Source organism: Vibrio sp. Vb0888 (genome assembly GCF_033338835.1).
Classification (GTDB): Bacteria; Pseudomonadota; Gammaproteobacteria; order Enterobacterales; family Vibrionaceae; genus Vibrio; species Vibrio alginolyticus.
Genome location: NZ_JAWOTL010000001.1, coordinates 477,157 through 501,194 on the forward strand (window position 1 = coordinate 477,157; position 24,038 = coordinate 501,194).

The following is a 24,038-nucleotide window of genomic DNA, read 5'->3' on the forward strand; positions in this document are numbered from 1 at the left end:
TTATCTAACTCTTTAATTAGTCGTAAATTGCTTTCCACTCTTCATACTTCTCAGGTAGAAGATCCTTGCTTCCAAATAACCGATGGAGTGTTTTTCGAATTAGGTCTTCTAACTGTGACGATAAGTGGGGTTCCCAGCTCGCGAGATTAAACGCTTTTTGTACTTCCCACCCCTTCTCAAGATACGGCAAACACAAAGGGTATAATCCAACAGACTGGTAAGCTGCTATCAATTGCAAATACAGCATGAACTGCCCACGTCCCGAGCTATCCAGCTCAAGTTTGCGGGCAAGCTCTGCGGCACATTCCCCTAGATTTTCTAGAGTGATATCCTCCATTGGCAGCGAGTCTTCCTGCGAAATCACAACCGTTTGAACAACGGGTTGAGAAGTCGAAGAAGTAGTATCTTGAGTCGATAACCAGCTCAAGGTCGCTTCATCTGCAAATGGTATAGAATTCTTAAATGAGAGGTGCTCGATGCCCTCTAGCGATTCAACAAAACGCGTCACTTCTTGTTTCACAGCAAGCGCTGCATCATCAAAGCCCAAGTTATTAAGCATCGAATACACGAAGTAATGGCCCGTCAGCCAAAACGGCGCATCCGTTAATGTGCGCTCCAAACGCTTAATGGTGTCGATGTCGCTTTCTTGTTCAGCTTTATCTCGGTATTCCGCTTGTTGATCGGACGACACTGCCAAGCTCAAAGGCGTTTGATTATTTTGGTGGTCGGGTAGACCATCAATGTCATCCCAAGTCAGATGACGATAAATCCGGTAAGCCAGCGGATCACTTGGGTTCGCATGAAGCATGACTTCCGCAACCTTCTTCAAGGTGCGCTTAGAAGCCGTAGGCGAAGAGAAGTCCGTATCGACATCGACTTCTTTTGCTACCGCTTTCTTAACTGGCGCAGGTTTAGGGGCCGGCGGAACCGCCTTCACCGGTGCGGTTTGCACTTCATTCTGCGCTGGCGTTTCTTCGGCAGCAGACTGCGTAGCTGGTGCAGGCGCCGCTTGTTCAACGTTAACGACTGCATCATCGCTCTGCTCATCAGCCGCCGCTTGTTGAGATAAAACATTGAGTTGAGTGCGAATCTCAAAGAAATCCGCTTCTGAGTCTTGATAAACCTCGTCGTACTGACGCTGCACTTCTTCAATAGTCGAAATGCAGTTTGATACCAAATCCCATGACTGAGCACTTTCCGCTAACTTGCTGCTGACCAGTTTAAACTGATGGTTCAACCATTCGACCGCGCCATCTCGACCCCGCTTTCGGGAAGGATACAATTCAACGCCAAAGCGACTTAACGCCTCACTAAGCAGCTTCAGACCTTGTTCAAAGCCTTGCAGACCAAACTCTTCTGTTAGCGCGCGAACGAGGTAACAAATGGCTTTTAAGTCTTTACTGTGGTGCTCTAGAACTTCAGTCGCGTGCGTTTTTACCACGCTCCAATCTACTGTTTCGCCAAACAAGGAACCGAATTTCTTCACTTCGGATTCCATCATTTCATAGCAAAACTCGTAACGGGCATCGTTACCCACTGGAGATTCATCAGAAATAGGATTAAGCAGACGATCGATATCAATGTTGGACAAAATTCACGTCTCCTTCAGTCAAGTAATCTCTCAACGCACGCGCTACCGCAATTGCGCCATTTGCTGGCTTAGATAATCGATGGCTCTGCTCTATCGCATCCGACGCCATGCTATCTAGAATTTTCGTGATTTCTGTAAATTTACTTGGTGCATTCCGTTCTAAATCGGCAAGGGATTCATGTAGCTTTTGTTTGTCGTAAACGGATTGCTCCATCACGGTGCTAAACAAAATAAATTCGCTTCTTGCGACGATTAAATCTTTTATTTTTTTGTCTAGTTCTGGCGTATTCCCGAAGTAGGCTTTGGCTAATTCAGCTTCTTCAATTGCTTTGGTGTAAAAGTGCGCCTCTGCATGTTTATCGATGGAGTCATTAATATTTTCCATCACAGCCTTTGGTAAGATTTGGTTGTAGAAATAGGCTTGTGACTGGTTTAACAACCATGCCTCTTTCATTTCATTTTCTGCGAGCTTAGCTTCACCATCTAAAATTAAGCGAGCAATCTGCTTATCTCGACTGCCAGCTATGGCAGATACTCTCATGGAATCGATAGACGCGACATTTAACCCAGACATCACTTTAGTCAACGCCTCATCTGCATATGGAAACAGGGCACCGTCACGAACAAGGGTTTCTCGCAAGGTGACAAGCTCCTTACGTAATTCGACTAATGCCATTGGTAAGCCATCCGCTAACGATTGATACGACGTTAACTGAGCCTGTTTTTCTTCATATAAATTCGAGAGGCTTAACTGCTGAGCTTGATATGCTGTTCGATAAGCTTCTGTCATATCAATACTCTGAGTAGCTTGAGACAATTCTTCTTTGATTTTCCATGGAGGCTGAGCCAAAAAAGAAGCCGTTTCAGAGGGCGTAATAACGTGAGTTACAGTAGTGACACCTCGGGAAAAAATGGCATCCAATTGATCTTTATTCTGTTGATACAAATAACTTCCTGCTGTTGCCAGCACACTCAACACTAAGCTCGCCTCTAATATTTTAAAGCGACCATACGCCGTTTTATCATTTGGCTTACAGTGTGTAAGCAGCAAATCCGCGTTACGCAAGCTACTGAAAATTGGTGCGTTAGAATTTGAGCTAATTGATTGCGTATCGATTCGCGCTAACTGTTGAGCAAAAGAAATAGCGGTATAGCCATGCCCTCTTGGTTTGTTGATGACTTCTTTCAGCAATTTCCAAATATGAACCGGGATCAAAGCTGGACGCTTTCGGTCTTTTAACTGCTTATTCCAAGCATCACCAAATATTGAGCCTAAAAATAGATGTCCAGCGAGCAAAGCGAGAGAGTAAACATCATCTTGCGGTTCCGCGATGCCAGTTTCTATATAAAGAGGGGAAGCGTAGCTCAAGCTTGCTTCTGCGTAAGGTTCTGTCTCTCCAATGTAACGAGCAGCGCCGAAATCAATGAGCTTAACGTAATCGCCTTCACTCACTAATACGTTAGATGGTTTAATATCAAGATGGCAGATACCTCTTGTATGCATAAACTCTAGAGCGCCAGCGAGTTGATACACCAACCAAGCGATGTGGTCGTGGCGGAAGCCTTTAGAAGAATGACGCTCCATTTTTTCTGCCAGTGACTCACCTTGGATCCACTCGTACATCAAATATGGGCGTTCGAATTCGTTGCCGATTTTTACAAAGTTAGCCACGCTAGGGTGTTGAGAAAGCTCCAGCCTGCTCGCTTCGTTAATCAACATTTTGCTCGCAAATTCTGGCGAGTCATCATTGATAACTTTGCAACAGATTTGCTTCTCTGGCTGCCCTTTTTTTGCAAGATGGTAAACCGTTGTCTTACCATTTTTAGAAGGAAGCTTGTCTAATACATCAAACTGTGAAAAAAGCACGTACTCAAGCTTCGGCTTATTTTTTTCTGCTAGCCTTTGCTCATTCAGTTTCTTTTTCTCAATAGCTTTAACAACCAACTGATCGATATATCCTTTGGCTGTACTCTGATTATTAGACACTTAGTACTCTTTCATAGAATAAATATTATTAGAGTTGAATAATATTTTCTTGAACGTACTTGTATCAAGGTTGGTATTTAAAACAAACAGTAAGCCTATTATTTTAGTTATTATTACTAACTTATTAGACCTTTTTACTTACGCTTTCACTGCATGAGTTATACGCTTTTTCGTGTTACAAACTTCAACCTAATAATATGAGTATATTTTCATTGCCATTTGATCGATGAGTGCCCGCTAACATTGCAGTAATTGGAGAACTCCTTTGTCACCATGAAAGTCGAACATTAACAACGTAGTTGGTTGCTTAAAGTGGTGCTCTCTGACCGCAAAGGCAATTAAAGCGAGAGAAGAACAACTGCCCATTGTGCCCCACAACTCATTGATAAGCTGCGGTTGTTCTGGGTTCGTGAATCGTTCTGCTTTAGCCCCCAGAGCAAAACCGTAATCTTCCGAATGCATGCGCAGGTTCGTCATATCGGAATACACTTCACCAAATGAATCAAGCTTTTTACTCGCACGTTGAACAAGTCGAAACATGCCTCTTCGGTCTGAAGTGTTTAATTCCGTATCAATGTAGCCAAGCTGCGCTTGAGGCTTAAGTTTCAATGTTTCTACGGTGTTTTTTCGACAAAGAATTAAACCCGCCCCACCCTCGCTCGGAATAACGCCCCATGGATTATTGGTACTCATTACCATCGCATCGTCGATGAGTGTTTGCATCGAACTCACCAAGGAATCGACACTGATACACATCATAGCATCATATTTATCCAATGATTTCATGGCCTGGAGAACGAAACTGGGCCCACTGGCATGAACAGCATTCACCACAGAGAGAAATTCAGCATAGTTACTTTCACCAAGCCATTCTTGCACCTTTACTAGTGAAACAGACGCAGGCACCGCTATAAGCAAAGGTATTGGTCTCAATGAACGTGGTAACTGTGCTAACAATGAATCAAGCAAGTGGGTGATTAACTCACACGTTTTCGCAAACTGCTCACTTTCTTTGGTGTATTCGATTTTGGCGTAAGTAAAACGCTCGATACCATCATCCCCTAAACATTGGTCGAATCTTCCTAAATCAGCATACGAAACTGCACTAGCAATATCTAAATTCATACCGGTTGGCGTCATCACTTCCATCCCTAGCACGTAACGGCCTGTTGAATTATGCATGCTCGCTTACCTCTTCCAACTTAGTGATCGATGTCGACACCAACAAATGCTCCTTGCCCTGACAAGGAAACGCAGCGGTGTAACTGATTGATATAGTTTTCTTTTCCGCATCAACGAATAAGGTGTACATCGCCATATCAGCTTGATAACTTTGATCTTTGAACGTCGCGATCGCACGGTATTTTTCTTTAGGAATTCGAAATGAAAGCGTGTCATCATGACAAAAGCCACTCATCATCAAACGCTCCCCCCCACGAAGGAAGCCTTTGCTCTGTTGATCAATAGGCGCGCTTTGGAAGAACCGCTTATCAAAATCGAGTGGCAACATTGGCTTGCGGTTCTCAATCCAATCGTCATCGAACGTGCCGGCCAGCTTCTGGCGCACCTCAAAGAACGGAGGTACTGGCCCGAACCCCGCAACGCGTAGTTTTTTCGCGGCGGCACTCCAGTCCTCTCGGGGATAAAAAACCGAGGGTACTTTCTGTTCAAGCAATTCTTTGTTGGAGTCGGCAACCCCACCACCTATCCGGTTACGTAAATCACCGCCTACCGCGCAAGTGTAATCAATGTCTTTTTCAATAAATGGGACTGGATTGCTCAGCGTGATACTGCCAGCATGCTCAACCCATACGCGATCCCCGTGAATAGCGAGAGTCTTATCGATATGACCATCAATCAACACACGACACTCTTGGTATGTCACTGGCTTTTTCGCGTAGCTGCGCGCTTTGCCGTAAACAAGCACATCTGTGTTGTCTTTGGTATACGCAAACTCGTGGTCAACTTTCATCGCAGAGAAACCTTCTTCGCCCAAATATTGGGGATCATCAAAGATTTCACTTTCACCTAATTCGTGCCAAACCACACCATCGAATTGCCAAGTACGTTTAGCGACCACAACCCACACTTCATCGCCGTTTTCGTCACGTTGAAAACGACCTTTAAGTGATAGCTCAGGGTGCGCCTCAATATCCCATAACTGCATTGCTATTCCTTAAGTTGAATCGTTCGCTCGCAGAAGGTGCGGCCTTTAAATTGTTAAAGTTCCAGTCTTGTTGATGAATCGGCATTGCCATATCCCAAGGCACGTAGGCTCTGGATTGAATACAGATTTGGCGCCATAGCCAGTCGCGGAACAGCACATCAACGTTAGAATCTTGCATCGCAGCTAACGTAGACTCGAAGCTCAATGCGTAACCCAAGCGGCTTGGTAGATTTTGGATATATTTTTCATCTTCCACCCACTCATTGAGCAGATCGACGATCTCTTCCCATTCATACTCGACACCAACATCTTGGGGAGTCAGAGGAAGAAGCTTTCCGTAGACGACATACAAGGCATGAAGCCAAATTTCACCTTCAGCTTCCTCCAAACTTTCCAAGTGCTCGATGATTTGGGGCACCAGTTTCCAATCACCACTCAGCGCAAAATCAACAGGTGCTAATGAAGAAGAGATATCAAACGCCTCAAACTCTTTTAACTCAAGCAACTTGGCATAAGTGAGCACTTGCGCTGATGGTAATCCATTTGGTTCGATGCCAAAGCACTGACGGAACCAAGTGCCTCTGTCACGTTTGGTAATCAAACGTTCAAATAGATATTGTTCGCTGCCTGCATTGTCATTGAGCCAATCAATCCCCTCTTTCACGTCTTGTAAAGCGAGCAGTGGCAAAGCAACATGAGAGCTAATGATGCTGGCTTTGTGCCAGCGCTTGATGAGAGAAACACTTAATGTTTGACGTACACGTAAGCATTCAAAGTAAAACGCACTGGATGTCGCATTACCCTCAATAAGCTCCGAAAGCGTGCTATCCATAGATTCAACCGGAGATTGTACGGCAATGACCATTGCGGTTTTAGCGTCAATATCTTCGAGTAAAATCAAGCCGCACAAAAGGTTATCCAACTCTGAGCCCAACTCGCCCTGCAGCATCAGCCAGCTGTAGATTTCTGGCTCTTGGCCTCTTAATTGATGAATCAAGCCCGGTGCTAATCGATAAAACGACAAGTAGACCTGCTTGAGCTCTTCAATTTGACGTTCAATAAGTTTGAGATACTCCAACTCACGACTTGGATAACCCCTTTTGTGAATTTGAACTCGCTGCCTGATTAAAAACCCGATACTTTCAGAAGCAATGGACAGCTTTTCATTACAGAAATCCAGCCATGTTACTGGCAACTGGGAAAGGTCATTCACAGCGCGCTCAGCTTTTGCTAACGCGCCTTCGACTTCTTGATTGGTTATGGGTGCCTTTAGGTGCTCAACACCGATTCTTTGTCGCATCTAGTTATCCGTTATTAGCGTGCCATAACGCGATTGCAATTAGTTAATACAAAGTAATTAGCTAACTCGACGTAAATTAGCTAATGCTAGGTAATTAGTTAATTGCGATCGTTCCGCCTTGAATTTTTTGTGCTTTTTCTGCTTGAGAAGTGACATACTTTGCTTTAGTGGTAATTCGTCCATCGCGCCCGCTATAGCGAGTTTCTGTCTCACCACTTTTGACTACCAACTCTTGTTCTGTCTCGATAACCATCTTCTTCGCTCGCAATACAAACTCGTCAGAGTCATCCAGAATGGAGAAGAGAATGTCCGTCACAAGAGGCAAGCTTAAGTCGTCGTTCAAAAACTCAACTCGACAACTTAATCGATTATCGATAGCCATTTGCAGTTCAGAACGACGAAAGCCACGTCCTAGTCTCGCAGTGAGTGGCTGCTTAAATGGGTTACCATCAAAATCAACTCGCACACTGCCCATAGACTCATTGATAGCCACTATTCTTCCAAAACGCGAAAAGCAAGCCGTTGATTCGGCTTGCTGCTCTGATATTACTTCTGTTGTAAGAGGTTGTTTTTCCATTGTTAGTTAACCACTACGTTGCCACCTTTCACGACGACTTTGTCACTGCCTTCGATCGTAATAGCCGAGCCTGATAACTTTATTGAACCATCACTGTTCATCACTAAAGAGGAGCCACCCGTTTTCAATACAATCTTGTCGCCACTGATAATTTGCGTTGCACCATCAGCTTTATAAGCGGTGTTCCCTTTCACTGATACCGTTAAGTTGCCACCAACCGTCTGGTTATCATCCGCACCAATATCTGAACTCTTAGACGCACCGATAGTAAGGTTACTGTTTTCGCCTATATCTAAGTCATCATTTTTACCGATCTTAGTCGTACGGTTATCACCAATTTCTAAGTCAGAATTGTTTTTCACATACTGGGCTTCGTTCGCGTTGTATGTGACGGTAACGTCTTGCTCGACTGTCTCGGTAAACGTACTGTTTACCTGTGTCGTTTTATGCCCATGAATGGTTTCTTTATGGTCACCATGAACTTCATTCGTTTGGTGACGTGCAACCTTCAAGAATTCATCTTGACCGATATCACGGTAACGGTTGTTGAGCACCTTGGTCGACATGTCTTTTTGAGCGTGAATATAGACTTCTTCTTGGTTCGCTTCGTCTTCAAAACTCAACTCGTTGTAACCTGTTCCTTTGTGCGTTTGCGTGCGGAACGTGGTACGAGTTTTGTTTTCTGGCAAAGAGTAAGGTGGGAAATGCAAACCGTTGTAAACTGCGCCCGTAACTAACGGACGATCTGGATCCCCCTCAAGGAAAGTTACTACGACTTCGTGGCCAATACGCGGCAAATAAACTGCGCCCCATGTTGGCGCCGCCATGGATTGGCTTACACGAATCCAACAGCTTGAATGCTCGTTGTTATCACCGTAGCGATCCCAATGGAACTGTACTTTCACTCGACCAAGCTTGTCGGTGTAAATCTCTTCACCTTCTGGTCCTACAACAACCGCCGTTTGAGGGCCATCAACCACTGGTGCTGCTAGTTTAGGCGCTTTAAATACCACATCACGTGGAATACATGAGAACTGGTTGTAGTAAGTAGTTGGCATACCACTCGCTTCATCTTCATGCACTTGCGGATCTTGACCTGTGTGCATTACAGACAACATAAGGTAATCACGGTTAATCTCAGAACGCGGGTGGTCACTGACGTTAAAGCTGTAACCAGATGCTAAGCGCATTACGTCACTCGTTGCTTCCACTTGTTGATTATCGACTATGTGTTCCGACATCCACTCCGTGGTTCTCACCTGCCCCATCAGCGGGTCGACGTATCGTCCAGGATAATCAAACTGCTTGAGATCTTGGTCTAGCTCGCCAGCCTGTGTCATCTCTTGTGGAATTTTAGGGTGTTCGTAGTTGTAATCTGTGTACGTAACCTGTCCCGTTCTAACGCGGTTAACTAACTCGAGATCAGAGATATGTTCGCGATCGGCAACACCGCCACCATCGGCATGATAAACAATCGGCCCAATGTAAGAAGCATTTAGTGGCGAGCTTATCAAAGGTGCAATCGCGTCATTACTGTCGACAATGACCATCGTATGATTTGAATCGCTATGGTCAAAGTAATACCACATACCGTGTTCAGCCATCATACGCTGCACGAAGTGCAAGTCAGACTCACGGTATTGCAGAACGTATTCTTTTGGAGGATAAGTACCCGACACTTCAAATCGGTAATCGGTGACTGCCCCATCATCGAGTACTTCTGTGATGATGTCTTGCGCTGACTTTTGCTGGAAAATACGACAATCTTGGCGCTGAGATAAGAACCAAGCTTGAGGAACCAAGACTAATTGATAACGAGAAAAACGACGCCCAGTCCCTAAGTAACGAACTTCATTCACCACGCCGTTGAACACACGCGCAGCCCCAACACCTTGTCCGTAAAGTGTCAATGTTCCTGCTTTACGTATTAACTCATCGAACGAGATATCTGGATCAAGTGAAAGTAATGAGAGATTGATGTGGAAAGGCTTAGATAACTCTTCATGAACATGAAAGCTCTCGACCCGAAATTCATGCCCACATCCAGGCACTTCAAATTTAAATTCTACGTCATTCACCATATCTTTTACCTGATACAAATAATCGAATTAGGGCCAACAATCGTTGGCCCTGAATCTTTACGCGACGAGCAATTAAGCTTCGCGTGGAGCACGCCAGTCGTCGTTACCCGCAGTACCACAGTTTTCGTGAGTTACTTCGATCGCACGGTAAGTGAACTTAAGCACTTCTTCTGTCACGCGGTCAGCTGTTGCTGCGTCTTGACAGTGGTTCATACGAGTTTGGATATCGACAAGTAGCGCATCAATCAATTTGATTGAGTAGTAGTGCTCTTGTTTACCTTGAACTGAAGTGCGGTAGAAGCGGATCACACACTCAGGAAGTTTTTCGCCAGATACTAGTGCGTTGAATAGTAGTGGAGATGAGCGATCTTGAACTTTAGTTACAACAAGTGGACGGTGTACACGTTGACCAGTTGGCTGACCACTTTGTGGATCACGTGGAACTGTTAGCACGTGATCAAGTTCTTGTACTAGGAACTCATCAACGTGAGCTTCTTGCCATGTGTTACCTACTGAATCTGCAGAGTAAGTATCTTTAGTAATATGGCCTTGAGTCTCACCTTGGATAGACATATATGCTGGAGTTGGCATCGCTATTTCCTTTTCTAAAATCTGTTTTGTTTAAATCACCAAATCGCTTATCACCGCGACTAGTTGGTATAATCAAAGTCCGTGCCAACTTTAAAAATCAAACAAAAACAACAACTTAAGTAATACCAGGCATTGTTCACTAATATATTGAGTACAATTTATTGGATAAAAAACCAAAAAGTTGGATTAAGATAATAATAAATTGTTCTAACTTTAAAAAGTGAAAATAACCATATAAAACCGTGTAAATAAAGTCATTAAAACTAATAAATCCGACACTTTTACTATCAATTAATTTAGAATAACAACGCCATTAAAATAACCACAAACATTAATGTCACAATAATCATTAAAAATAACCAACAAACGATAGTCAAAATATCTTGATAAAAAAAGAACGCAATTACTTTTAGTATAATAGCCGCTACCTCTTTTCCTCTAAAGAATAAAATGGCTATGATAAATATAAACCTTTCTTCATTAATTCAGCGTCTACACCCGATTGCAAAAGTAGCATTAGAAGACGCCGCTGCACTTGCAGTCTCTGAAAAAGCAAACGAAGTTCAAATTGAGCATTATTTACTGAGTCTATTAGAAAGGCCAAATAGTGATTTTGACGTCTTATTGAGTCATTTTGATTGTTCTGAGAACTTATTAAGACAATCGGTTCGATCCACACTCGACACCAACGCCAAAGGAAATGGCAGCAAACCTGTTTTTTCTGCTTTATTAATCGAATGGTTGCAAGAAAGTTGGCTGGTTTCTTCTTTAGATCTATCCGAAACACAAATCCGCTCTGGTGCCCTGCTCCTTACTCTTGTTAGCAACCCTCTCCGTTACGGCCAACATGGTTACGCCTCTATCCTTGAAGCGGTAAACCCTGACAGCCTTAAGCGTAACTTTGCAGAGCTAACAAGCCACTCTATTGAGGCGCAAGTTGCTACTTCAGAAAAAACACAAGCTCGTGAAGATGGTTCAGCACTGAGCAAGTTCACAACCGACTTCACTGGTAAAGCACGCAAAGGCGAAATCGACCCTGTTTTCTGCCGCGACCAAGAAATCCGCCAAATCGTGGACATCCTTGCTCGTCGCCGTAAAAACAACCCTATTGCTGTTGGTGAACCGGGCGTTGGTAAAACCGCAGTAGTAGAAGGCTTGGCACTTAAGATTGTACAAGGTGACGTACCAGACAACCTCAAAGGTGTTGAGCTTTACGGCCTGGACATGGGTCTTCTGCAAGCTGGTGCAAGCGTAAAAGGCGAATTCGAAAAACGCCTAAACGCAGTATTGGATGAAGTGAAAAACTCGCCAACCCCTATCATTCTTTTCATCGATGAAGCACACACCCTTGTTGGCGGTGGTAACCAAGCGGGCGGCAGCGACGCGGCAAACTTGCTAAAACCAGCCCTAGCGCGTGGTGAAGTGAAAACCATCGCTGCGACAACATGGTCGGAATACAAGAAGTACTTCGAGAAAGATCCTGCTCTTGCGCGTCGTTTCCAATTGGTGAAACTCGACGAACCGTCTCCTGAGCAAGCAGCATTGATCATTCGTGGTCTGCGCCCAGCATACGAGAAGTCACATAACGTTTACGTGCGTGACGATGCTATCACTGCTGCGGCAGCACTTTCTGCTCGTTACATCTCTGGCCGTCAACTGCCAGACAAAGCGATCGATGTACTAGATACGGCGTGTGCACGAGTGAACATCAGCCTTAATGCCATTCCTGCTTCTGTTGAGACTCTGCAGCAAGAACTTGCAGCTCAACAGCGCGAGCTTGAAGCACTTGAGCGTGATGCTCTGCAGCAAACTGGCGACAAGCACAGCCTTGCTAACATTCCAGACCTAAAACTGGCAATGGAAACAACGAAAGAAGAGCTAGCAGAACAAGAAGCGCAATGGCACAAAGAAAAAGAGCAGATCCAAGAGATGATTGCTCTACGCTCTCGCTTACATGAACTGGTCTTTGGCGAAACAAACGAAGAAGAGCTTGTTGCAGACGAAGATTCAGAACAAGAGCAAGACGTTTCTCCATATGCAGAAATGGATGAAGAAGCCGTTCGCATTGCAATTTCGGGCTGCCAAGAACAGCTAGATGTAATCCGCAATGGCAACCCACTGGTTCACTTTGAAGTGGGCCCAGATGAAGTCAGCCATGTGATCTCGGACTGGACTGGTATTCCAATGGGTAAGATGCTTCAAGACGAAGCAGAAACCACGCTAAAACTGAAAGAAAGCCTAACACAAAGCATCAAAGGCCAAGAATACGCTATCGATGCACTGTCTGAAGGCATTCAAACCGCAAAAGCAGGCTTAGGCAACCCAGACGCACCAACAGGCGTATTCCTGCTGGTTGGCCCAAGTGGCGTGGGTAAAACCGAAACTGCTCGTGCAATTGCTGATCAAATGTTTGGTGGTGAGCGCTTTATGACGACCATTAACATGTCTGAGTTCCAAGAGAAGCACACGGTATCTCGCCTAATTGGTTCACCTCCGGGTTACGTAGGTTACGGCGAAGGCGGCATGCTGACAGAAGCGGTTCGTCAACGTCCATATTCTGTTGTTCTTCTTGATGAAGTGGAAAAAGCCGACCCTGAAGTGTTGAACCTGTTCTACCAAGTGTTCGACAAAGGCACGCTGAACGACGGCGAAGGCCGAACCATCGACTTCAAGAACACGCTGATCATCATGACCAGTAACCTTGCAACACACGAGATTGAATCTTTGGTTCATCAATCAAAAGACATCGATGCAAACATCATCGCAGAAGCTATTCGCCCTACATTGAACCAACATTTCAAACCAGCGCTGTTGGCACGTATGTCAGTACTACCATTTGTTCCGCTGTCTGATGAAGCAATGACAGAAATTATTCACCACAAGCTGAACAAAGTTTCTCAGCGTCTACAGAGCCATCACAAGTTGTCGCTAAGCTACGAAGACAGCTTGGTTGAGTTCGTACTAGGTAACTGTCGCCTTGCTGAAACGGGCGCGCGTAACATCGACGCGGTCATCAACCGTCAGTTGCTGCCGCAACTATCGACTCAGCTATTAGTGCATGACAAGGATGATTCACATACGCAAATCGAAGTGTCTGTCGATGAGCAAGGAACACTAACCTATGCGTTCAGCTAACCATAGCGAACTTAGTAACGCCCTACTTGCGATCAGTCAGTCTTTGGCTGATCGCAGCCAGCTTACCCAAACCTTGGATGCTGTGTTGACCGCTGCGAGACAAATGACCCTCGCAAAGCACGGCATCATTTATGTTTTGGACCAGACTGGCCAGGCGTTGATTCCAAGTACCGCTCACCATAACGATAAAACGATTGTTTCCCACCCTTGGGAGGCATTGCAGATTGATTCCGCTAGTGAGAACGATCCATTTAACTTTGCCATTCGTAATGGTGAAGTGGTGTTGATTAACGAGTTGTATAAGTACAACGGCTATGACTGCGAAAGCATCTATCAAACAGAACAGACGCTAGGGCTAAAAAGCGAGAACTTACTGGCTTGGCCTTTGATTGATAGCGAAAGCAAAACCATTGGACTGTTAGTCTTACTCGATTTAAGTGTTATCGACAATGAAGCTGCATTGACTGAGTTTTGTCGTATGGCCGCGAGTAATATTCGCCAAGCTGTGTGGTTAGAGCAATACGGGCAAGTGATTAAAAATCTCAATGCAGACAATCACGCCCTAATGCGTGAGAACACTCAACTCAAAAAGCGTACCCAAAAAACCTATCAGGGTCCTATTGCAGAGAGCGAAGAAATGCTCAATGTCTTGAATCGTCTTGATAAGGTGCTATCTCTTCCTGTCGACGTTCTGTTGCGTGGTGAAACGGGCGCTGGTAAAGAAGTGATCGCGAAATACATTCACGAAAACTCTAATCGTTCAGAACAACCTTTGATCGTACAGAACTGTGCCGCAATCCCAGAGCAGTTATTAGAGTCAGAACTCTTTGGCCATAAGAAAGGCTCATTCACTGGCGCGGACAAAGACAAAGTCGGTTTGTTTGAAGCAGCCAACGGCGGCACACTATTTTTGGATGAGATTGGTGATATGCCAATGCTACTGCAGGCTAAATTGCTGCGTGTGCTACAAGAACGTAAAGTTCGCCCAATCGGCACCAGCAAAGAGATTGATGTGGACGTGCGCGTAATCGCCGCAACCCACTGTAATCTTATGCAGCAAATCAAAGATGGCGGATTCCGTGCCGATTTGTTCTATCGTTTGAATGTCTTCCCGATTACATTGCCACCTTTAAGAGCACGCAAGTCGGACATCCTCCCTCTCGCAGAGCACTTCGTGCAACACACCACCAACACGCTAGGTTTGCCGCAAGCGCCAGGGTTAAGTGCCAACGTACGTAAACAGCTGCTTGCCTACCAATACCCAGGGAACGTGCGTGAGCTTAAGAACATCATTGAGCGCTCGGTGCTACTGTCCGATTTTGAAACCATTACTCACATTGAGTTTGGCGAACAAATCCCAGAAGATGTACCAAGTATCGACATGAAAGCAGCTTCACCTACCCCAGAGCAACCTGCTTACGAGCAGCAAGCACAAGCGGATTTAGAAGACGTTTCAAAGAGCCTTAAAGACGTCGTTAGCCAATACGAGCGTACAGTGATCATCGATTGCTTAAATGCCTGCAATTGGCACACCAAGAAGGCCGCTGAGCAATTGGCGCTGCCAATGAGCACACTCAACCACAAGATGAAGAAATACGACATTTCTGCAGCGGGTTGATGGGGCTTAAAAAGAAAATTCTAAATTCAGTATGAAGTCATAAGAAAAGAAAAACCGCCCGAAGGCGGTTTTTTTGCATCTAGGAAGGGTTATCAAGTGACTTTTCCAAGGGCTTGGGTGCTTGAGTTACCGCAGGTTGTTTCTCAATCCAATCTTTCAACCATTTCTTGCGTTGAGATTCGTTATACTGCTTCCAAGTTTCAGCCGCAGACTTGTCTACGCCTTCCTCTGTCGACTCTTTCTCAATTAACCAAGGCATATCACTAAAGAAATTACCAGCCAAAGCACTATCCGCATTTAAAGAAGGAATAGAAATTACAGCATCACGACCAATATCATAGTCATCAGCTCCATTTAATCCGACTTGTTTTAGATGAGCAACCGAAAGCTCCAAGTTCGCTTTACCACCAATTACACCACCAAACGGTCTTAGACCTTTTAACCTAACTCCCGTTGGTGCAACATATTCCAAGTTAAACCTCATGCAGTACATCGTATAGTTTTTGCTCTTAGATAGTTCATTCTCTTTAGTGAGACTACCTACAGCTTCACCTATAAACTCACTCATGGCATCAACTTGTTCTCGATGGTTTTCTGAAATAGATTCAGTAAACATCCATTCTTCGTTTTTATAGGCAAACTCACCAATATGATACATATCGGTGAAGTAAAGAGGACCTTTAACTGGCTTGCCATCATTTCCGTCGAGCGCCAGTTGAATACACATATTCACTGCTTCCCACGGCATACCCAAACGTTCATAAAGTGCTTTTTCATGACTCTCACCCAAAATCAGTACATAAATACTGGCAGGATCGTCTTTCTTTTTGTTTCCCCATGAGAAACCATCACGCCAGATATTATCAGCCGATTGGTACCACTTTCTTTCACTGAAAAAGTTCAAACCAGACGCTTTGGTGTCTATAGCCACCAATTGCTGTTTAATGCCATGAAGTATAGGGATGGTATTTTTGTCTCCCTCACCGGCCATTAAGGTAAAGCTCTCTACCATAAGGTCCTGTTCACGTAGACGCAGTTGCTGCTCTCCCAAGTAGGTATCAAGCAAAACCAGTCTAGTTTCTGTACTTAAAGCGCCAATTTGCAACTCATCTTCAGCATCATCAAACTTCTGCCCCAGACTGTACTCTTGTGGTAAATAAAAACTATGTTGCCCTTGATTTGTTCTAATTCCCAAGCAGTAACGCATATTTTGGAAGCCTCCGCCTTTTACATAGCGCTTAAAGGAATCCGCTTCTGCAAAATAGTCGCTTGGCTGACCCGATATCGCTGCTCCGGAAACGGCCATACTGAACATTGCATCAGAGAACATTAGCTTTGCTTTAGAGGTCATTGGTTTCATACCGTCGATCATCACATCACCGAAGCGGAATGAGGGAATATGCTCAATAGCAATCAACGTAGCGCCGTCATCAATCCCCTGTTGCTTGTAAAAAGCACTTATTCGCCCATCAGGATCAGTTTTGAAGTCACTAACCTTCATTGGCAGCATCCAGTCACTGAAAGCTGGGCCTTTAATATTTTCGAGCCCGTCAACGCGATCGTAGCCAATCGTAACTGGCTTCGCATACTTGTGTTCTTTTTTAAGTATCAACTGCACTTTCACTTTATCGTATGGACCTAGGCGACTGTTGCTAGATTGCTGAATCCAACTATCATATGACATCCATTCTGGTTCATCACTTTCAGTATAACGAGCTGACTGAACAAGTATTCGACAATAACCGATTTCATCTTTCTTTAACTCACTTCCCTGCGGGTTAAATGACTCGGTAAAGTTATCAAACATCGTTTCATTTGGGTGTTCAAACAACATGGTTTGTATCGGGAAGATTTGATTAAATGCACCTGACGCTTTAAAGCTATCCCTGTTTTCGGTTATAGAGAGATGAGAAACTTTGCTATTAGTTGTTATTGGAGCAGGCCAATGCTGCGCACCTTGTGGCATCTTTGTCGATAATTCGGTGTAGTACTCGTTATCACAACGGTTCTTCCAGTTAGCCGCTAAGGTGTTTCCTTTGATCGTATGTACAGACCAATCATCGCTCAAAATGTAGTTCTCAATGTATTCCTTCACCTTGTAACGCTCAACCAAAAACCTAAACGAGATATTAGAATTCCGTTTGGTTTGAGATCCTAGGTCAGCGAGTAATAACACTAAGCCATTAATAGCAAGCGCTCGTAGTTGGTAGCGTTTTAACACCTCCTTACGAACTTCTTCGCTCTCAAGGTGAGTAATGAGTTCCTGATAAGACCTACATTCAATACCTACATCTACCTTACTGCGTCGCAAATCGTTAAGTAACTCGATATGTATTTTTGCCAGCCTTTCAAGCTCACTGACAACCTCATGGCTTTGCTTTAACTCTTCTAGGAAGGAGTCCAACATTAAACTATCAATCACTTTCACCGCAGATATTGCTGTCTTTGAACCCTCTATGGCAAGCATAAACCCTCTTGCCGCAGGAGCTATAGCAGGAATATAGGAAGCGACGTCAACGACACTGTCAAAAATCGCCATTCGCAGTGCGACTTCTGCTTTATCTTGCGCAACCATCTCAGCTTCTAGAGCAAGCCTAGAGCGTTCCATTGCATGCGAGCCATAGCGACTGGGGTGAAAGAATATGTTCAGGGATTGCAGGTAAATACGGATTACAACCCGACGGTTTTGTCTTAGATTAGGGTTGTTGCGGTCGACTTTTTCACCTTGTTTGGGAACATAGACAGGTTTACTTTCACCAAAAGCGGCTACCGAAACACGACCTTCAAAAACAGGGAACTCCTTCATGAGCAGCTTTTTCGCATATTCTGCGCGCTCTGCCGAGACCTGCATATTTGCTTTCTCGGTACCGACTTGGCAAGCATGCCCTTCTATCTCTACTCTAAGGTTTGGCTCATTCTCTAAAACGTTGGCAAGAGAAGCAGCAAGCTGTTTAAATATAGGTGCATGATCCTTTAACTCTTTTTCACGCGAGTTAAAGGCAAATTCTATTTTTATTCCTGCGCCTCTAGAGCTATTTACGAGAATGGCGTCAATCTGATTGCCAGATTGATCACGCGCATCTTTTAAAGCCTGTTCTAGTTTTTCTTCCTGGATATGGTTAGCTGTCTTCCAAACTGGAATTTGAGCAAGGTAGTCTTTTGTAACTTCTTCTGTTCCTTGCTCTGCTTTATCAACCTTTTTATTTTGATTAACCAGCTGTTTAGCTTTTTTATACAAACTAAGTGCTGTCAATCCCGTTCCGAAGCCATTAAAACCAACGGTTTTACCACCAGAAAGCCAAGCTTCCGCAACTCGCCCGGCAACCACACGTCGGTTACCCAGACGTGATTCTAAAGAAAGTGCAAGTGCGCTTGACCGAGCTTCATTGGTGTTAAAAACCTTATCGTGAAATAGCGCCTTCCAACCAACACCCGCGATAGTTGGAGTGTGGAGTTCCTGCAACTTATCAAGCGCTTCTTTCGTACTGTAAATACCGTAATACAATTCGCCCGCCGCTTTCATCGCAGGCGGCATCTCGGACTTAACTGCATCCCAATACAGTTTCGAGACGTTATTAAACACCGCTTGGCGGCCATCACGGTCTAAAGTGTCTTGCAAGCTACCGCTCAGCAGCCCTGCTCCTAGCTGAGCAGACACATCTCGGATATTCTTGAGTAACGCAATACTCCTTGAAGCTGGCGTATTGGCTGTTACACCTTGTACATTACCGTGAAGGTAATGTTTCATATTTCCAAAGTACTGAGGGTATTGATAAATCAAGGATTCCTCAAGGGAGATCATATCGCCACTGACAATGGCAAATTTCCCTAACGGAGTGCTTGAAGAAAAGGTAATCTGTTCACGTAGCTCGTAAGTATAGACTGTATCTAAGCCTTCAGAAAATTGCTGAATATGAGCGTCTTTAATGAACTGTGGAACACCATTTTTCATCTGGCTTGGAATAAATTCGACACGGATACTGTATAAGCCTTCTTTAAAATCAGCAGGATCAACGTGAAACATCGCGCATGGATATTGCTTAGCATTTTCTTCTGAAAGCTCATCTTCAGGTAATGCCGCTTGTACTGAAGAGCCTATCGTTTTGTATTCCCCACCTTCTTTGGTTGAGTCAAACTTTTGCAAAGTAACCGTCGCACTTTCATAGCCTTGATCAGAAAAAACCACCGCGCAACTCGCCACAACAGGTAAAACGAAGCCTTTTAGTGTCTCTCCCGATTCACTTACATCTTCATACCACTTATTATATTCTGCCTGTTCTTCGCTGAGCCCCCCGTTCGCAGCTGGTTCGTAAGGCTTAGCCAATTGTTCAATGCTGACCTCTGTCAAGGTGAGTTTTGCTTCGCTGTTTTCCAACTGGCTACTCAACTCTGCAACTTTTGTAGCTAACTCTTTGGGGTTTAACTCAGAAAGTGAAGCTATTAAAGGCAAGGGCGGAAAGCGGAAAGTGAAGGTCTGCTCACCCTCTTTGGGTAGATCCCTACCTAACGCATGAATTGTGTGCTCTGGTGTCAGGACCTCAAAAGCCCCATATTGATCGGGCTTTCCGTTACCCAGTGAACATAACTTAAATTTATGGTCGGTAGCCCAAAGCTTAGGGCTATCGCTATCAGTGACGTTAAGCATCGGCACTTTCGCTAAAGGGCGAATATTAGCGATTTGTTTTCTTACCAAGCTTTCCTCTGAATGCCAAGATGGGAATTCAGTTGTTTTAGTTTGAGAGTTAAATTCCCCCTCATAATAAACACCAAACAAATAGTAATTTGCACACAAAGGTATCGCGTTACTGGTATCATGAGTGCTCACAGTTCATCCCCTTTAACAAAATCACCATTGTTGGCAAAGGCGTTGTAAAGAGAAGAGTTACTGGCACTATGACCCGTCCCTATTTGCTCCCATTTTAAATAAGAACCAAATTCTTTATTTTCTTTTAGTTTACTGAGGATGGCCCGCGCCGCTCCATCCCGAGCATAATTCGCATCTTTACTCAAAATTTCAAAATAGCGCAGTTTACCTACCGCTCGCGGTACAATTTCTTCTTGTTGAAATAAATCCTGCTCGATATCAATTAGATAACGAAACTTCCTACTTTCACCCCAAGCGTACTTACCGTCTGGACTAATACTACGTTTGTTAAACTTATAATCTCCCAGATTTTGTTCATCAGGATTAATTCCCGTGCTAAAGAGAAATTCGTCTTTTGCCTCATCATAAACTGCAACGCCAAAGTCGTTTAGTACGTATCTTTTTCCTTTTTGAATCACGGAATACTCATTAAACTCTGTGTCTACTTGCTGTTTGTCGCCTGTCGCTAAGGTGTACTTCCAGTCTTTAAACTTGTCTACGTAGTAAAGATAGCTGCTGTCTTCTGCCCATAGAAACTCTGGGTAGCCACGTGAACGACCTAGTTCAATATACTCACCCGTCTTAAGATCTTTAATTACTTTAAACATCCCTTCTGAGGCCGAATAGGCCAAAGCCAAGTAGCGATTATTTGGAGAGACACGCATTAGACGAACTTTGCCAACAAACTCATCTGCTACCAGACGCAAGTCCGTCCCATCCGTTTTGATACTCCACACTTTATCCCTTTGATCATAGTGGTCTTTCGCTTCATTTCGGGCGTTATCCCAACGAAACACTACACGTGGTAAATCATAAGAGCTTTCATTGGTGAGATCTTCACGTGGCCATTCTTTAGCTTTAAAAATAAAGTGTTTAGGTTTACCCGTCTCTTTGTCATAAATAACGTAATTGTTTTCTGTAATATAAACACGACCATCTTCCCACTGTTGAGCATTTTTTTCTGCGATTCGGTCTTGAACCGTCTGAGGTTTTGGCGCGTGTTGTTCTGGTTCCTTGGCTGATTCTTGATTACAACCAGATAAGACCGCTAAGGTAATCAAGCATAATGTATGACGTAGGTTCATCTTATATTCTCTTCGTTATCTTTCTCGATCGCGTTTAATAATGTGACAACGCAACCCGAATAAGTTGTTTTGTTAACTTGGCTGATCTTTTTTCTTATAAGCCAGTAAATCCGCAATGGGTGTTTGAGCAAAAATGACCGTTTTATTATCTCTTCCGTGATGACTATTGCCCTGATAACCACGGAGAAGATCCACTTCTTTAACCTCTGCAGGCCAACCAGTAAAACGAATCAACCTAGAACCATTCTCTTTTTTTATACATTGGCGCAAGCACACTCGCTGCGACCAATCACCATCGCTTTGCCTTAACTCAAAGTAATCATCTGACTCGTCCAGCGTCGTATAGCCCGGATATTCGAAAACTATCTCGACAGATTTAAGTAAATACACGACCGCTACATTTTTATTTAGCTGGCTTCGTAACATTGCGTATTTTTCAGGTTTTGAGGTCGCAGCACTTGGTAATACTGAGAGCAGACGAACAGAACCGTCTCCAATTTTAAAGCTTTTCTCACTGCTATAATGGTTAAGATCAGTGACTTTTATGGCCTTGGTTCCGGGATCACTTTCTAGTTGAGATAGTTCACTCTCGCTCAATCGTTTACTGTTATAAGCCAAATATACTTCTTGAGGCTCACCTTTAATCTTGTAAGGAAGCCATATATGCGGGAGAGGGTAACCTTGCGCGCTCCGCTCCACTGGGCTAGAAGCATTAATAGGGCTCAAATTTGTTTCAATCTTTTCTTTGATTTGTGGCTCATAGCCTGTCATGACTATCTCAACTTCTTCCTCAACTAAGTTGAACACTCGAGCCTCTCCAGAGCCATTCAAAGAGCCTTCACTTACCACCTTGCCGTTCTGCACGATTTGGAAAGGCTCATAAGCGAAAACACCGCCTGTTTCAGGATTGGTCATATAGATATCGGCGTGCCTTTTGGGTCTAGAGCCTTCACGAACACTATTAATGTCCGTATCTGAAAAGTAACCATTTTCCGTAATTGCCACTTCGCGCCAAATTTTATTGTTCCAAACAACATACACGTAGCCTGATTTAAACACTTCTGCAGCTTCATCTGATTTATCGCTACCAGGGAAGTGCAGCGGAACCACAGGCACCAACACGTTATCCCACTCATCCATTTGAGTTTCTTTATCAACGGGTTGCAGGTCTTCGGCGAGTTTAAGCAAAATTGGCTGAGGCTGGTCAGTGCAAGGGATTTTGATATAGAGCGTTTTGCCCTCAGCTTCGAGATCTTTAAATATCGCGAGGCTGCGGTGTTTGTTTTCTGTATCAGCCTTGCCTACAGTCACTTTTTCTTTTTGAGCTTCGGTTTTTCCCAACATCAAACATGCCGCGTTGCTAGACCACTGCCCTGCAAACTCGACAACGATTTTTTGATCTGGGCTTGGCTCAGAGGGGACATGCGTGTAACTACGAACTAAAGCAACATCGTCGGTAACCTGCTTGTATCCTGCTTTAAAAGCTTTGCTTTCATTCGAAGCAGATACAGAGTCAACGAGTGATTTAAGTCTAGGGAAGCTTTGCAGCTGAGAGTCCGTCAATGGCGAACGACGAGCAACGGTAGATAATGACACCCAATTGCCTTTCCCCAATTCGATTCTTATCGCAGCTAGCAATGCGCTGGTCGTGTTTTTGGCAGAGATGGAAATCTTTTGCGCCAATTCTTTAGGGAGGTTTCTAAGGATGTCATCTGAATTTCGCAAACGCGAAAGCTGTCCTATACACTCGTCCGGTGTAAGAACATAAGATAGCTCGTTGGAGGATAGCTTCGAGCTAGGTATAAATTTGCAAACTAAATGCATTTGAATTCTCCACAACCAACATCGTAAATATGGCTGCGGTGACAATTAAGCTGATAAGGCTTACAAGTACGATTTGGTCTGCGTATCCTACTTACTTAGCCATTTATTTTCAACGAGATAGAAAAATCGCCCGAAATCAAAAACACCAAAAAAATGGCGACTTTTACTATTAAAACATGCGATTTAACCACAATAAAAGCCAGTAACATCACCCACTCTGTCAAAATGGTAAAATCTTACTATCTAAAAAAATTTAATTTATGGACTGAAGTTAACAAAAATTGTAGTCACGTGCGCTTCAGGTAAGCACGAGGAAATTCAGAAGTTTATGAGGTGCCCTCCTCAGCAACAAACAACAAATTGACTGTTACTGAGGAAGTTTAAATAAAAAGGTGAGCGCATTACGCACTCACAAAAGTAACTGCTCTGAAGCTTGCTAGGATTAAATTTGCTTCATCGCGAGTTAAAGAGGCGAGGTATTACCCATCGACCTCATGCAGAACACTATACTCAGAGTATAGAAACGAGCGTAAATATATAATATTTAAAAAGATTTTCAACGCGACACATTCACCACAGCACCTGCCGAGCGACCATCACAATCACTTCATACACACCTAAAAGCAACATTGGCCTAGTTATTATAGTTATTCAGCCTTGTATTAAGACGATTCATTAATTCGAGTAACTTATCAATAAAGGCAATTATTTTGATAAATATCACAAAAAATCCCAAAGAAATAAAGCGAGCTAAACGCTCGCTTTATTTATGCCGCATTTTTTAAAGTTTTGTTCTCACTAAAATATCGGTTGTAAACAGCACCTAAGGAGGCTGTACTTGCGAAACGATCATAGTTAAATGTTGCTTGAGCCTCTTCGGCAGAGGCGGAAAGCTTATTGGTACCATTTACATAAATCGTCACTACCCCCTCCTTCAGTCCTGAAAGATCTAAATCAGTTGTCCATGAGTCTGAAAGCACGGTAGCCATGCCTGTGGCTTCTGTACCATCAGCGTCGACTGCTTTAATATCTATGAACTCACCATCTTCAAACCGTTCACTGCTACCACTTACTGTCACGCTTTCCACTCCAGTAACATCGTTGATAACGTCTAGGTGTATTGTCGGTGTAATTGGCATGGAGTAAGCCGTGTTCTGGCTACCGGTATTTCCTGATAAGTCTTGGTAGTCACGAACAAGCAACGCCACATTCAGCTCT

At 44.0% G+C, this 24,038-nt stretch carries 14 protein-coding genes; 2 read left to right on the forward strand and 12 right to left on the reverse strand.

Features of this window, described 5'->3' with window-relative positions; all coding sequences use genetic code 11:
- Window positions 1–16: 16 nt before the first annotated feature.
- The 8 genes from tssA to R7P72_RS02150 form a co-directional block, all read right to left on the reverse strand.
- Complete coding sequence (gene tssA, locus R7P72_RS02115; RefSeq protein WP_005373383.1) at window positions 17–1,591, reverse strand: type VI secretion system protein TssA; 1,575 nt, start codon at window positions 1,589–1,591, stop codon at window positions 17–19.
- Window positions 1,578–3,578, reverse strand: coding sequence for a serine/threonine protein kinase (locus tag R7P72_RS02120; RefSeq protein WP_005373385.1), 2,001 nt, complete (start codon window positions 3,576–3,578; stop codon window positions 1,578–1,580). The genes tssA and R7P72_RS02120 overlap by 14 nt, the downstream gene beginning before the upstream one ends.
- 237 nt (window positions 3,579–3,815) lie before the next feature.
- A complete protein-coding gene (locus tag R7P72_RS02125) occupies window positions 3,816–4,760 on the reverse strand; it encodes a hypothetical protein (RefSeq protein ID WP_005373388.1) in 945 nt (314 codons plus the stop codon).
- A complete protein-coding gene (locus R7P72_RS02130) occupies window positions 4,753–5,745 on the reverse strand; it encodes a DUF2169 domain-containing protein (RefSeq protein WP_005373398.1) in 993 nt (330 codons plus the stop codon). The genes R7P72_RS02125 and R7P72_RS02130 overlap by 8 nt, the downstream gene beginning before the upstream one ends.
- Window positions 5,726–7,045 carry a hypothetical protein gene (locus tag R7P72_RS02135; RefSeq protein ID WP_005373407.1) on the reverse strand — a complete coding sequence of 440 codons (1,320 nt, stop codon included), beginning with the start codon at window positions 7,043–7,045 and terminating at the stop codon, window positions 5,726–5,728. The genes R7P72_RS02130 and R7P72_RS02135 overlap by 20 nt, the downstream gene beginning before the upstream one ends.
- Window positions 7,046–7,139: 94 nt before the next feature.
- Complete coding sequence (locus R7P72_RS02140) at window positions 7,140–7,622, reverse strand: hypothetical protein (RefSeq protein WP_005373409.1); 483 nt, start codon at window positions 7,620–7,622, stop codon at window positions 7,140–7,142.
- A gap of 2 nt (window positions 7,623–7,624) precedes the next feature.
- On the reverse strand, window positions 7,625–9,703 hold the full coding sequence (gene tssI / locus R7P72_RS02145) for a type VI secretion system tip protein VgrG (protein WP_005373412.1): 2,079 nt from the start codon (window positions 9,701–9,703) through the stop codon (window positions 7,625–7,627).
- A gap of 72 nt (window positions 9,704–9,775) precedes the next feature.
- Complete coding sequence (locus R7P72_RS02150) at window positions 9,776–10,294, reverse strand: Hcp family type VI secretion system effector (protein ID WP_005373415.1); 519 nt, start codon at window positions 10,292–10,294, stop codon at window positions 9,776–9,778.
- A gap of 456 nt (window positions 10,295–10,750) precedes the next feature.
- Here R7P72_RS02150 and tssH point away from each other — a divergent pair, with 456 nt between their 5' ends.
- Both tssH and R7P72_RS02160 read left to right on the forward strand, forming a co-directional pair.
- Window positions 10,751–13,429, forward strand: coding sequence for a type VI secretion system ATPase TssH (gene tssH / locus R7P72_RS02155; RefSeq protein ID WP_054576207.1), 2,679 nt, complete (start codon window positions 10,751–10,753; stop codon window positions 13,427–13,429).
- The gene (locus R7P72_RS02160; protein WP_213906993.1) at window positions 13,416–15,047 is read left to right on the forward strand and encodes a sigma-54-dependent Fis family transcriptional regulator; all 1,632 of its coding nucleotides are present in this window, start codon (window positions 13,416–13,418) and stop codon (window positions 15,045–15,047) included. The genes tssH and R7P72_RS02160 overlap by 14 nt, the downstream gene beginning before the upstream one ends.
- Window positions 15,048–15,126: 79 nt before the next feature.
- Here the strand turns inward: R7P72_RS02160 and R7P72_RS02165 are convergent, their stop codons facing one another.
- The 4 genes from R7P72_RS02165 to R7P72_RS02180 all read right to left on the reverse strand — a co-directional run.
- Window positions 15,127–19,872: an OmpA family protein gene (locus tag R7P72_RS02165; RefSeq protein WP_213906992.1), complete on the reverse strand. Its 4,746-nt coding sequence runs from the start codon at window positions 19,870–19,872 to the stop codon at window positions 15,127–15,129.
- Entirely contained in the window at window positions 19,869–20,996 is a 1,128-nt protein-coding gene (locus R7P72_RS02170; RefSeq protein ID WP_005373423.1) for a hypothetical protein, read from the reverse strand. Before R7P72_RS02170 ends, R7P72_RS02165 begins: the two co-directional genes overlap by 4 nt.
- Window positions 20,997–21,068: 72 nt before the next feature.
- The gene (locus tag R7P72_RS02175; protein ID WP_005373425.1) at window positions 21,069–22,820 is read right to left on the reverse strand and encodes a hypothetical protein; all 1,752 of its coding nucleotides are present in this window, start codon (window positions 22,818–22,820) and stop codon (window positions 21,069–21,071) included.
- 767 nt (window positions 22,821–23,587) lie between these two features.
- The coding region (locus R7P72_RS02180) for a hypothetical protein (RefSeq protein ID WP_318110369.1) at window positions 23,588–24,038 on the reverse strand (451 nt) is incomplete at its 5' end.